The organism is Amycolatopsis sp. MtRt-6 (assembly GCF_017308975.1).
Taxonomy (GTDB): domain Bacteria; phylum Actinomycetota; class Actinomycetes; order Mycobacteriales; family Pseudonocardiaceae; genus Amycolatopsis.
Genome location: NZ_JADWPD010000053.1, coordinates 9,308 through 23,516, shown reverse-complemented (window position 1 = coordinate 23,516; position 14,209 = coordinate 9,308). Strand labels below are relative to the sequence as shown.

Genomic DNA, 14,209 nt, shown 5'->3' with positions numbered 1-14,209 from the left:
ATGCTATTGGGCACCACGCCGGCATCGACGGTAACCGATTCCGCACCGGTTGTGCACGACCCGATTGCCATCGTCGGGATGGCTTGCCGTTTTCCGGGTGGGGTCGAGACCCCCGAGGATCTCTGGCGGTTGCTGACCGGCGAGACCGACGCGGTGCGCGATTTCCCGCTGGACCGCGGCTGGGACACCGACATCCACGACGCCGACCCGAGCGCTTCCGGCCGGTCGACGGCCCGGGCCGGCGGGTTCCTGGAGCGCGCGGGGGACTTCGACGCGGACTTCTTCGGGATTTCGCCGCGGGAAGCCCTGGCCATGGACCCGCAGCAGCGGCTGCTGCTGGAAACCGCGTGGGAGGCGGTCGAGCGGGCGGGCATCGATCCGGTCTCCCTGCGGGGCAGCAGGACCGGCGTCTTCGCGGGGATCGCCTACCAGGACTACGAGCAGAACTGGCACCGGGCACCGGACTCGGTGGAGGGTTACGCGCTGACCGGGGCCTTGACCAGCGTCGCGTCCGGGCGGGTGTCCTACGCGCTGGGCCTGACGGGGCCCGCGATGACGGTGGACACGGCCTGTTCGTCCACGCTGGTGACGCTGCACCTGGCGGCCCAGGCACTCCGGGCGGGAGAGTGTTCCCTGGCACTGGCCGGTGGCGCGACGGTGATGTCGACTCCCGGGGTGTTCGTGGAGTTCAGCCGCAAGCGCGGGCTCTCCCCGGACGGCCGGTGCCGGTCGTTCGGCGCGGGCGCGAACGGGACGGGCTGGGCCGAAGGGGCCGGCATGCTGCTGCTGGAGCGGCTGTCCGACGCGCACCGCAACGGGCATCGGGTGCTGGCCGTCGTGCGCGGGTCGGCGGTCAACCAGGACGGGGCGTCCAACGGGCTGACCGCGCCGAACGGTCCCGCGCAGGAGCGGGTGATCCGGCAGGCGCTGGCCAACGCGGGACTCACCCCGGCCGAGGTGGATGCCGTGGAAGCCCACGGCACGGGGACCGCACTGGGCGACCCGATCGAGGCGCGCGCACTCCAGGCCGTCTACGGAGCGGGCAAGACGGCGGAGCGTCCGCTGTGGCTGGGATCGTTGAAGTCGAACATCGGTCACGCGCAGGCTGCGGCCGGTGTGGGCGGCGTGATCAAAACCGTGTTGGCGCTGCGCAACGAGCTGTTGCCCAAGACCCTGCACGCGGAGGAACCGTCTTCGCACGTCGACTGGTCGGCCGGCACGGTCCGGTTGCTGTCCCGGGCGCGCGAGTGGCCGGTGTCGGACACCCCGCGGCGGGCCGGGGTGTCGGCGTTCGGCGTCAGCGGGACGAACGCCCACGTGATCCTGGAGGAGGCGCCCGCGGCGGACCGGAACACGCCGCCGGAGCCCGGCGAGCGGCCCGGCCCCACGGTGTGGGTGCTCTCCGGCCGGTCGGATCCGGCGTTGCGCGCGCAGGCGGCCAAGCTGCTGACCCACCTCGCCGATCACCCGCTCCGGGCACGTGATGTGGGACTGTCGCTCGCGCTCACCCGATCGGCCTTCGACCACCGGGCGGCGGTCGTCGCCGACGACACCGAAGCCCTGCTGGCCGGGGTCCGGGCGCTGGCGGCGGGGCGGCCCGCCCCGGCCCTGCTGCGTGGCACCGCGCTCGGTGACCGCCGGAGCGCGTTCCTGTTCGGCGGGCAAGGAACCCAGCGGCCGGGCATGGGCCGGGTGCTCGCGGGCCGGTTCCCGGTGTTCGCGGACTCGCTCGACCAGGTCTGCGCCCTGTTCGACAAAGCACTGTTCGACGCAGCACCAGGCAAGTCGTTGCGGCAGCTCATGTTCGACGCCGACCGGGAAACCCTGGATCGGACCGAGTACACCCAGCCCGCCCTGTTCGCGTTCGAAGTGGCGTTGTACCGGCTGGCCGAGTCCTGGGGCATCGTCCCGGAGTTCCTTGCCGGACACTCGGTGGGCGAGCTGGCCGCCGCCCACGTGGCGGGCGTCTTCTCGCTGCCCGACGCCGTGACGCTGGTGGCGGCCAGGGGACGGCTGATGCAGCGGCTTCCCGACGGTGGCGCGATGGTCGCCGTCCAAGCCGGTGCAGACGAGGTCGCCCCGCTGCTCGACGGACATCGCGAGCGGGCCGGCATCGCGGCGGTCAACGGCCCGGACTCCGTCGTGCTGTCCGGTGCCCGCGAAACGGTCGAGCGGATCGTCGCGGAGCTGACCGCCCGCGGCCGGCAAAGCCGGCGCCTGACGGTCAGCCATGCCTTCCACTCCCCGCTGATGGACCCCATGCTCGCGGAGTTCCGGGCCGTGGCGGAGAACATCGCCTTCCACGCGCCGGAGATCCCGCTGGTGTCCACGGTGACCGGGCAGGTCGCCCGTGAGGCGGAGCTGTGCTCACCGGACTACTGGGTGCGTCATGCGCGCGAGACGGTGCGGTTCCAGGACGCGGCCCACCGCCTTCGCGACCTGGGTGTCACCGACCTGGTCGAGATCGGCGCGGGCGGCACGCTGTCGGCGATGGCGCAGCGCTGCCTGCCCGACGGCGCGGTGCACGCGGTTCCGCTGCAGGCGAAGGGCCGCACCGAGGATCATGCTTTCCTCACCGCGGTCGCCGAGCTGCACACCCGCGGGCTGGACGTGCGCTGGCGCGCCGCCTTCGACGGCGCGCACCGGGTGCCGCTGCCGACCTACGCCTTCCAGCACCGGCGCTTCTGGCTGATGCCCGCCGAACGGGCTCTCGTCGACGGCGGGGCACTCGACGGGCCGTTCTGGGACATGATCGACCGTCAGGACGCCGGGGAAGTGGCCAAGGTCCTGGCGGTCGACGAGGACGCCCCGCTCGAGACGGCGGTGTCCGCGCTGGCGGCGTGGCGACGGCGTCGCACGGCGGAGTCCACGATCGACGGCTGGCGGTACCGCGTCACCTGGACGCCGCTCCCGGACGCCGCCGGTGCCGCGCCGCTGGGCACCTGGCTGCTCGTGGTCCCCGCGGAATCGCCGGAACCGCGGGACGAGCTGGTCACCGCGGTCGCCCGGGGGCTGGCCTCGCGAGCCACCCGGATCGTCTTCTTCGAAGTCCCCGCCGTGCCGGAGCGCGCCTCTCTGGCGAGCCGGTTGACCACGATCGGCCCCGTGGACGGCGTGTTGTCCCTGCTCGCCGTGCATCCGGCGGCCGCACTCGCCACCTTCACGCTGGCGCAGGCCCTCGCCGACGCGGAAGTCCCGGCACCCCTGTGGTGTGCCACCCGCTCGGCCGTGACGGTCGGCGGCGGCGAGCCGGTGCTGGCTCCGCGACAGGCCCAGGTCTGGGGGCTGGGCCGGGTGCTGGCCCTGGAGCAGCCAACGCGGTGGGGTGGCCTGATCGACCTGCCGGCGGTCCTGGACGACCGTGCGTTCGACCGCGTGGCAGGCGTGCTCACCGGTACCGGGGGCGAGGACCAGGTGGCGGTGCGGGCCGCGGGAGTGTTCGGGCGGCGGATCGGGCGCGCCGGACACCGCGCTGTCCGTGACTGGCGGCCTCGGGGCACCGTCCTGGTCACCGGCGGCACGGGCGCGCTCGGCGGTCAGGTCGCGCGCTGGCTGGCGGCCGCCGGCGCCGAGCACCTCGTGCTGCTCAGCCGGCACGGCGGTGCCGAGGCGTTGCGCGAGCAGCTCACCGCACTGGGCGCCCGGGTCACCGTCGTCGCCTGCGACGTCTCGGACAAGGCGGCGCTGGCGGAGGTGCTGCACCGGCTGGACGAACCCCTGACCGCGGTCGTGCACGCCGCCGGGGTCAGCGGGCGGTTCGCCCCGGCGACCGAGACCACGGCCGAGGAGTTCGCGCGGGTCGTGTCGGCGAAGGTCGACGGCGCGCGGCACCTGGACGACCTGCTGGCCGACCGGCCGCTGGACGCGTTCGTGCTGTTCTCCTCGATCGCCGGTGTCTGGGGCAGCGGCGGCCAAGCCGCCTACGCGGCGGCCAACGCCTTCCTCGACGCGCTGGCCCACCAGCGCCGGGCGCGCGGCTTGACGGCGACCTCGGTGGCCTGGGGACCGTGGGCGGGGGAAGGCATGGCCGCGGACTCCCGCGTCGCCGGGCACCTGCGCGAACGCGGCCTGGTGCCGATGGACCCGGAGCTGGGCGTCGTCGCCTTGCACGAAGCCCTGAACGCCAACGAGACCTGCCTGACCGTGGCGGACGTCGTGTGGGCGGAGTTCGCGCCCGTCTTTCTCAGCAGCCGGGCCGCCCCGCTGCTGGCGGATCTCGCCGACGCGCGGGCCGAACCCGGCGAAGCCCGGCCCGGCCCGGGCGAACTGCCGGCCGGCCTGACCGAGCAGGCCGCGCTGGCGATCGTCCTGGCCGAGGTCGCTGCCGTCCTCGGGCACGACAACCCGGACGAGATCGACCCGCATCGCGCGTTCAAGGACCTCGGCTTCGACTCGGTGGCCGCGGTGCGGCTGCGCACCCGGCTCGTCGCCGCCACGCAGGTGCCGCTGCCGGTCACCGCGGTGTTCGACCACCCTTCGCCCGCCGAACTCGCCGGGCGCTTGATCAGCGAGGCTCCCGAGGCGACCGACGCGCCCCGGGCCGGGGCTGCCGGGCACGAGCCGATCGCGATCGTGGGCATGAGCTGCCGGCTGCCCGGTGGGGTGCACACCCCCGAGGACCTGTGGTCGCTGGTGTCCACCGGCGGTGACGCGATCACCGCGTTCCCCGCCGACCGCGGCTGGGACGTCGAGGCGCTCTACGACCCCGACGCCGACCACGCCGGAACCAGCTACGTCCGCTCGGGTGGCTTCCTGTCCGACGCGGCGGGGTTCGACGCGGAGTTCTTCGGGATCTCCCCGCGTGAGGCGCTCGCGATGGACCCCCAGCACCGGGTGCTGCTGGAGACCGCCTGGGAGGCGTTCGAGCGGGCCGGGACGAACCCGGCCTCGCTTCGCGGCAGCACGTGCGGGGTTTTCGCGGGTACCAACGGCAACGACTACGCCGCTTTGCTGCGGCGGAATCCCGGCCCGGTCGAGGGCCAGCTGAGCACCGGGCTGGCGAACAGCGCCCTGTCCGGGCGCCTCGCGTACACCTTCGGCCTGCACGGACCGGCCATGACCGTGGACACGGCCTGCTCGTCGTCGCTGGTGGCGCTGCACCTGGCTGTCCAGGCGCTGCGCCGCGGCGAATGCGAGCTGGCCCTGGCGGCCGGGGTCACGATCATGGCGACGCCCGAGGCGTTCGTCGAGTTCAGCCGGCAGCGCGGGCTGGCCGTCGACGGCCGGATCAAGGCGTTCGCCGAGGCGGCGGACGGCACCAACTGGGCCGAAGGGGCCGGGGTGCTGGTGCTGGAGCGGTTGTCCGACGCCGAGCGCAATGGTCACCGGGTGCTGGCGGTGGTGAAGGGATCGGCGGTCAACCAGGATGGTGCGTCGAACGGATTGACCGCGCCCAGTGGTCGTGCGCAGGAGCGGGTGATCAAGCAGGCGCTGGCCGACGCCGGGCTCGCACCGTCCGATGTGGACGTCGTCGAGGCACACGGCACCGGGACCAGGCTGGGCGACCCGATCGAGGCCAAAGCGCTGCTGGCGACCTACGGCCAGGACCGCGAAACGTCGCTGCTGCTCGGCTCGGTGAAGTCCAACATCGGCCACACCCAGGCGGCGTCGGGCATCGTCGGCGTCATCAAGATGGTCGAGGCGATGCGCCGCGGTGTGGTGCCGGCGACCCTGCACGTGGACCGGCCGACCACCCACGCCGACTGGTCCGCCGGCGACGTCGAACTGGTCACCACGGCCCGGTCCTGGCCACCGCGCCGCGGTCCGCGGCGAGCCGGCGTGTCGTCGTTCGGGTTCTCCGGCACCAATGCGCACGTCGTCCTGGAACAGGGAATCGCCACGCCGGTCCGCGAGGCGCCGGAGCCCGAGCTGGTCGTCTGGGTGCTTTCGGCGCGCTCCCCGCAAGCGCTTGCGGCCCGGGCCGCACAGCTCCTGCCGGTGGTGGACACCGAGCGTCCGGTGGACGTCGGCTTCACGCTCGCGACCGAGCGCGCGGCCTTCGCGCACCGCGCCGTGCTGGTGGCCCGGTCGCGGGACGGCCTGCGGAGCGGGCTGACCGAAATCGCGGCCGGCAAGTCCGGCGTCGTCGGCGATCCGGCACCGGCGGACCTGGCCGAACCGGTGCGGCGGTACCTGCGCGGCGAGGACGTCGACTGGGAAACCGTGCTGCCGCGCGGGAACCACGCCGACCTGCCGACCTACCCGTTCCAGCACGACCGCTTCTGGCCGGAGGTCACCGTGACGCGGCTCGCCGCCGAGCCGGCCGCGCCGCGCCGGACCTGGCGTGACGTGCTCGCCGGCCACACCGGGCACGAACGGGACAACGCGCTGGTCGACCTGGTGCGCGCGGAAGTCGCCGAGGTGCTCGGCCACCGAAGTGCCGTCTCCGCCGACCGCACCTTCAAGGACATCGGGTTCGATTCGCTGACCGTGACCGCCCTGACCAACCGGCTGGGCGCGGCGACCGGGCTCGAGCTGCCCGTGACGACGATCTACGACCACCCGTCGCCCGCGGCGCTGGCGGCCCACCTGGCCGAGCGGATGTTCGGTGACCCCGCCGGCGGCGTCGTCGCGGCCGACCTCGCGAGGCTGGCGTCGGTCCTGCGTTCCGCCGAGTTCTCCCCCGGGGAACGCGCCGAGGTGGCCGACCGGCTCCGGGAGCTGGTGCGGACCGTGGACGCGGCCGGCGGAGACCGGCGGGAAGAGGACTTCGCCTCGGTGAGCAACGACGAGATGTTCGCGCTGCTCGACCACGAACTCGGCGCCGACTGACAGGGGAGGGAACGACATCCGATGCCCGACGAGGAAAAGCTCCGCAGGTACCTCAACCGCGCGCTGACCGATCTGCGCCAGGCCAAGGCCCGGCTGCGCGAGCTCGAAGGTGCCGGGCACGAGCCGATCGCGATCGTGGGAATGGGCTGCCGCTTTCCCGGCGGGATCCAGTCGCCGGAGGCGTTGTGGCGGGCGGTGACCGAGGGGGCGGATCTGATCGGCGAGCTGCCCGCCGACCGCGACTGGGACGTCCACGGCCTGTACGACGAGGACCCCGACCGGGCCGGCCGGACCTATGCGCGCGAGGGCGGCTTTCTCCGGGACAGCCTCGATTTCGACGCCGAGTTCTTCGGAATCTCCCCGCGTGAGGCGCTCGCGATGGACCCCCAGCACCGCCTGGTGCTGGAAACCTCGTGGGAGGCGCTGGAGCAGGCCGGGATCGTCCCGGCGAGCGTGCGCGGCAGCCGCACCGGGGTGTTCGTCGGCGCCACCTACCAGGACTACGCGAGCCGGCTCGACGAGGTGCCCGCCGAAGTCGAGGGCTATGTCGGCACGGCCAACACGTTCGCGGTGATGTCCGGCCGCGTGGCCTACACCCTGGGCCTGGAAGGCCCGGCCGTCACCGTGGACACCGCCTGCTCCTCTTCACTCGTGGCGCTCCACCTCGCCGTCCGCTCGCTGCGCTCGGGCGAGACCTCGCTCGCGCTGGCCGGTGGCGCGTGCGTGATGTTCACGCCGACCGCGTTGCTGGAGTTCAGCCGGCAGCGCGGCCTCGCACCGGACGGCCGGAGCAAGGCGTTCGCCGCGGCGGCCGACGGTGTCGGGCTCGGCGAGGGCGTCGGCATGCTGGTGCTGGAGCGGTTGTCCGACGCGGAGCGCAATGGTCATCGGGTGCTGGCGGTGGTGCGGGGGTCGGCGGTCAACCAGGACGGTGCGTCGAACGGGTTGACCGCGCCCAGCGGCCGGGCGCAGGAGCGGGTGATCAAGCAGGCGCTGGCCGACGCCCGGTTGTCGCCACCCGACGTGGACGTGGTCGAGGCACACGGCACCGGGACCCGGCTGGGCGACCCGATCGAGGCGGGTGCGCTGCTCGCCACCTACGGGCAGCGGCCCGCGGACCGGCCGTTGCTCCTGGGCTCGCTGAAGTCCAACATCGGGCACGCCCAAGCCGCGGCCGGCGTCGGCGGGGTGATCAAGATGGTGCAGGCCCTGCGGCACGACCTGCTGCCGAAGACCCTGCACGTGGACGAGCCCACGCCGCGCGTCGACTGGAGCAGCGGCTCGGTCCGGCTGCTGACCGAGAGCGTTCCCTGGCCCGCCACGGACGGTCCGCGCCGGGCCGCCGTCTCCTCGTTCGGCATCTCCGGCACCAACGCCCACGTGATCCTGGAGCAGGCCGCCGAGCCGGAACCCCCGCGCGTCGCGGCGGCCGGCGTGGCGCCGTGGTTGCTGTCCGCTCGGACCCCCGCCGCGTTGCGCGAGCAGGCCGCACGCCTGCTCACCCTCGACGCGCCGCCGGCCGAGGTCGCGGCTTCGCTGCTGCACACCCGGACCGTGTTCGACCACCGCGCTGTCCTGGTCGGCGGAACCGGGGAGGAGCTGCGCGACGCGCTGGCGGCGCTGGCCGGCGGCGAGACGGCGCCCGGGCTCGTCACCGGGGTGGCCGGCGAGGCCGGCCGGGTGGTGTTCGTCTTCCCCGGTCAGGGTTCGCAGTGGCTCGGCATGGGCCGTGAGCTGCTGGACACCTCACCGGTGTTCCGCGAGGAGCTGCTTCGGTGTTCCGCCGAGTTCGAATCGCTGCTGGGCTGGTCCGTGACCGCGGTCGTGTCGGGTGCGGAAGGAGCACCGGCGCTCGAGCGGATCGACGTGGTGCAGCCGGTCCTCTTCTCGGTGATGGCCGGCCTCACCGCGGTCTGGCGATCACTGGGTGTCCGGCCCGCGGCCGTCGTCGGCACGAGCCAAGGGGAGATCGCGGCGGCCTACGTGGCCGGGGAACTGAGTCTCGCCGACGCCGCCCGGGTCGTGGGACTGCGCAGCCGGCTGCTCGCCGAACGCCTGGTGGGGCGCGGGGTACTGGCGTCCGTCGTGGCGCCGGTGGACCAGGTGCGCGGCCGGCTGGGCGAAGGGGTGAGCATCGGCGGGGTGAACGCTCCCGGTCTGGTGACCGTCGCGGGCGAGACCGCGGCGGTGCGGCGGCTGGTCGAGGACTTCTCCGCGCAGGGAATCCGGGCGCGGCTGGTGGCCTCCTCGGTGGCAACGCACTGCGACCAGGTCGAGGAGCTGCACGACGAGCTGCTGGACCTGCTGGCGCCCGTCGAGCCGCGCCAGGGTGACGTGGCGTTCCATTCGGCGGTGACGGGCGACCGGCTCGCGCCGGGCAGCCTCGACGCCGGGTACTGGTACTCGAACATGCGGGAACCGGTGCGGTTCGAGCAAGCCGTCCGGACCCTGGTTTCCCAGGGCTTCCGCACGTTCCTGGAGGTCAGCCCCCACCCCGTGCTGGGGATGGCGATCGAGGCCACCGCCGACGACGCCCAGGCGGAAGTCCTGGTGACCGGGTCGCTGCGCCGGGGTGAGGGCGGCCTGGACCGGATGATCACCGCCGCGGCGGAGCTGTTCGTCCGCGGTGTGCCCGTGGACTGGTCGCCGGTGGTCCCCGAGGGTGGCCGCGTCGACCTGCCGACCTACGCGTTCCAGCGCAAGCGGTACTGGCTGCAGGCACCGCCCTCGCGCCGGAGCCGCGCCGAGGACACCGGCCACCTTCGCTACCGCGTCGGGTGGACGGCGCTGCCGGAGCCGGACCGCGCCGCGCTGTCCGGCACGTGGTTGCTGCTGACCGGTCCGGGCACACTGGGCGAGACCCTGCGTAAGGGGCTGTCCGAGCACGGGGCCGAGGTCCTGGTGGTCGAGATCGACGAGTCCGCCGCCACCGGAGCGATCGCCGAGCGGCTCGCCGAGTCCGGTCGCCCCGAGTTCTCCGGGGTGCTTTCCCTGCTGGCCGTGGACGAACGTCCCCTGGCGGACCGGCCCGCGGTCGCCACCGGGCTGGCCGCCACGGTGGAACTCGTGCAGGCGCTGGGGAAGGTGGCGATCGACGCCCCGCTGTGGTGCCTGACCCGCGGCGCGGTCTCCACCGGCCACGCCGATCCGGTCACCGCGCCGGTGCAGGCCCAGGTCTGGGGGCTCGGCCGGTGCGCCGCCCTGGAGCACCCCGGTCGCTGGGGCGGCCTGATCGACCTGCCCGAAACCGTGGCCGAACAGGACACCGCCCGCCTCGCCGCCTTCCTGGCGTCGACCGGCGGTGAGGACCAGGTCGCGGTCCGGCCGGCCGGCGTGTTCGGCCGCCGGCTGTCCCGCGCCGCACCGGCCCCGCACCGGCCGGAGCGCCCGTGGGTGCCCTCGGGCACGGTCGTGATCACCGGGGGGACCGGCGCGCTCGGCGCCGCGGTGGCCCGCCGGCTGGCGGCCACCGACGTCGGCCACCTCGTCCTGCTGAGCAGGCGGGGCATGGACGCACCGGGCGCCGGGCGGCTGCGCGAAGAACTCCTCGAAAGCGGTGTGGAGGTCACCATCGCCGCGTGCGATGTCGCCGACCGTGCCGAGCTCGCGGCCCACCTGCCGGAAGAGATCTCCGCCGTCGTGCACGCGGCCGGCGTGGGGGAGAGCGCGGCGCTGGCGGACCTGACGGTCGCCGGACTGGCCGAGGCCACCGCGGCCAAGGTCGCCGGGGCCGCCCACCTCGACGCCTTGCTCGGCGACCGGCAGCTGGACGCGTTCGTGCTGTTCTCCTCGCTGTCGGGGCTTTGGGGGGCAAGCGGGCAAGGCACCTATGCCGCGGCCAACGCCTACCTGGACGCGCTCGCCGAGCACCGCCGGGCCCGCGGGCTGGCCGCCACCGCCATCGCCTGGGGCGCCTGGGCCGGCGACGGAATGGCCGCTGAACCACGCATGCGTGATCAGCTGCGCGCGCTCGGACTGCCGCCGACCTCGCCCGCGGTGCACCTGCGTGCCCTGCACGAGGCCGTCGACCAAGGCGAAACCTGTGTGGCGGTCGCCGAAGTCGACTGGGACCGGTTCGCCCCGACCTTCGTTTCCGCACGCCCGAGCCCGCTGCTGTCCGAACTGCCCGAGGTCCGGCAGGCCCTGGAAGCCGCGGAGCAGCCCGCGGCAGGCGATTCCCCGCTGCGCGACCGGCTCGCCGGGCTTTCGGTGCCGGACCGCCTCCGCGCGCTTCGGGAGCTGATCAGCGCGGAGGCCGCCTCCGTGCTCGGCCACGGCAACGCGACCCGGCTGGAGTCCGGGCAGGCGTTCAAGGACGCCGGGTTCGACTCACTGACCGCCGTCGAGCTGCGCAACCGCCTCACCGCCGCCACCGGGCTGCGCATGCCGGTCACCGCGGTCTTCGACCACCCCACGCCGGCCCGGCTGGCCGATCACCTGGCGGCGGGGCTGTTCGCCGCCGAAACCCCGGCCGCGCCGGGCTCCCTGCTCGACGAGCTGGACCGGGTCGAGGCCGCGCTGGCCGCCGGCGAGCCCGACGAGGCCACTTCCGCCCAGGCCGCCGTCCGGCTGCGCGCGCTGCTGCGGCGCGTCGAGGGGTCCCTCGGCGACGACGAACTGGCTTCGGCGTCGGACGACGACATGTTCGACATCCTCGGTAAGGAGTTCGGGATCTCATGACCGCGACCAGCGAGGAGAAGCTGCGGCACTTTCTCAAGCAAGCCACCGTCGAGCTGCGGCAGGCGAACAAGCGCATCCAGGACCTCCAGGACTCCGACCGCGAGCCGATCGCGATCGTGGGCATGGGCTGCCGCTACCCGGGCGGCGTCCGGGGGCCGGACGACCTGTGGGAGCTGGTCGCGCGGGGCGCCGACGTCACCTCGGAGGCACCCGATGACCGGGGCTGGCACATCGACTCCCTCTACCACCCCGAGCCCGGGCTGCCCGGTCGCACCTACGTGCGGCGGGGCGGGTTCCTGCACGACGGCGCCGAGTTCGACGCGGAGTTCTTCGGGATCTCCCCGCGGGAGGCCCTGGCGATGGATCCGCAGCAGCGCCAGCTGCTGGAGGTGGCCTGGGAGTCGCTGGAGCACGCGGGGATCCGGCCTGCCGACCTGCGCGGCAGCGACACCGGCGTGTTCGTCGGCATGTGTTACCAGGGCTACGGCTTCCGTGACCTGGACGTGGCCGAGGAGGTTTCCGGGCACCTGGTGACCGGGGACTCGATGAGCGTCGCCTCCGGCCGCGTCGCCTACACGCTCGGGCTGTCCGGTCCGGCGATCACGGTGGACACCGCGTGCTCGTCCTCGTTGGTGGCGCTGCACTTGGCGGTTCGCTCACTGCGCGCCGGAGAGTGCACGATGGCGCTGGCGGGCGGCGTGGCCGTGATGTCCACCACCCGGGGTTTCGTGGAGTTCAGCAAGCAGCGCGGGCTCGCCGCCGACGGGCGGTGCAAGGCGTTCGGTGCCGGGGCGGACGGCATGGCGTGGGGCGAGGGTGCCGGCCTGCTGGTGCTGGAACGGCTGTCCGAGGCCCGCCGCCGGGGACACCGGGTGCTGGCGGTGGTGCGCGGGTCCGCGCTCAACCAGGACGGCGCTTCGAACGGGCTGGCCGCGCCGAACGGTCCCGCGCAGGAGCGCGTCATCCGCCAGGCACTGGCCGGCGCCGGACTGTCCACATCGGACGTCGACGTGGTCGAGGCACACGGGACCGGCACGACGCTCGGCGACCCGATCGAGGCCGGGGCCCTGCTGGCGACCTACGGTCAGGGCCGCCCCGCCGGCCGCCCGCTGTGGCTGGGTTCGATCAAGTCCAACATCGGGCACGCCCAGGCGGCCGCCGGCGTCGCCGGGGTGATCAAGATGGTGCTGGCCCTGCGGCACGGGGTGCTGCCCAAGACCCTGCACGCCGAAGTGCCCACCCCGCACGTCGACTGGTCCGCGGGCGCGGTCCGGCTGCTGCGGGAGCAGGTCGCGTGGCCGGAGACCGGCCGGCCACGCCGGGCGGGGGTTTCCGGGTTCGGCATCTCGGGCACCAACGCCCACGTCCTGATCGAGCAGGCACCGGAGTCCACTGAGGACAGTGCGGAGCGGCCCGAGACCCCGCGGGTCGTTCCCTGGCTCGTCTCCGGGCGGTCCGAAGCCGCTCTGCGCGCCCAGGCCGAGCGCCTGCGGGAGCGGACTGCCGATCGGAACCCCCTGGACGTGGGGTATTCGCTCGCCGAGACCCGGATGGCCCATCGCAGCCGGGCCGTGGTCTTCGCCGAGGACCCCGCCACCACCGGCGCCCGGCTGGCCGCGCTGGCCGCCGACCGGCCGGCACCGGGAGTGGTGCGGGGTACCGCGACGCACGGCGAAGACAAGATCGTCTTCGTGTTCCCGGGGCAGGGTGCGCAGTGGGTGGGTATGGCCGTGGAGCTGGCCGAGTCGAGCCCGGTGTTCGCCGCCCGGATGGCCGAGTGCGCGGCGGAGCTCGACCGGCTGGTCGACTGGTCCCTGCCGGAGGTCCTGCACGACGCCGGCGCGCTCGCCCGCGTGGACGTCGTGCAGCCCGCGCTGTTCGCCGTGATGGTTTCGCTGGCCGAGGTCTGGCGCTCCCTGGGGGTGGCGCCCGACGCGGTCGTGGGGCATTCGCAGGGCGAAATCGCGGCCGCCTGCGTGGCCGGGGCGCTCACCCTGGCCGAGGCGATCAAGGTGGTCGTCCTGCGCAGCAAGGCGATCGCCGAGGTGCTCGCCGGGCAGGGCGGCATGCTGTCGATCGCGCTGCCCGTCGCCGAGGTCGAGGCCGCCCTGCGGCCCTGGCCGGGCCGGGTGTCCGTGGCCGCGATCAACGGCCCGTCGGCGGTCGTGGTTTCCGGCGAGCCTGCTGCGCTCGACGAGCTGGCCGCCGACCTGGGGGGACGCGAGGTCCGCGTCCGCCGGATCCCGGTGGACTACGCTTCGCACTCCGCTCAGGTGGAGGCGATCCACGCCCGGCTGCTCGACGACCTGGCCGGGCTGACCCCGGCCGCGGCGGAGATCCCGTTCCGGTCGACCGTGACCGGTGAGGTCGTGGACACCTCCGGGCTGGACGCCGAGTACTGGTACCGGAATCTCCGGCAGACCGTGCAGCTCGCCCCGACGGTCGACGGGCTGCTGGCCGACGGCCACCGGGTGTTCGTCGAGCTGAGCCCGCACCCGGTCCTGACGTCCGCGGTCCGCGACACGGCCGAGGCCGCCGGGACGGACGTGCTGGCGGTGGGGACGCTGCGCCGCGACGAGGGCGGTCTTGCCCGGCTGCTCACCAGCGCCGCCGAGCTCCACGTCGGCGGCGTGGCCGTGGACTGGTCCCCGGTGGTGGCCGGCGGCCGGCGGGTCGACCTGCCGACCTACGCGTTCCAGCACCGCCGGTACTGGCTGGACGCCGTCAGCGACGCCCGGCACGAGTCCGTCCAGGACCG

At 74.2% G+C, this 14,209-nt stretch carries 1 protein-coding gene and 1 pseudogene; both read left to right on the top strand.

Translation table 11 applies throughout. The features are described 5' to 3' along the window. Positions 1–6,771 carry a type I polyketide synthase gene (locus tag I4Q55_RS50465; RefSeq protein WP_374194552.1) on the top strand — a complete coding sequence of 2,257 codons (6,771 nt, stop codon included), beginning with the start codon at positions 1–3 and terminating at the stop codon, positions 6,769–6,771. A gap of 33 nt (positions 6,772–6,804) precedes the next feature. After that, a pseudogene (locus I4Q55_RS51190) lies at positions 6,805–14,168 on the top strand (SDR family NAD(P)-dependent oxidoreductase); the annotation flags it as partial. Positions 14,169–14,209 lie beyond the last annotated feature (41 nt).

Excerpts from the sequence above, each read along its gene's own strand:
- I4Q55_RS50465 (WP_374194552.1), top strand. The coding sequence starts at position 1 with ATGCTATTGGGCACCACGCCGGCATCGACGGTAACCGATTCCGCACCG.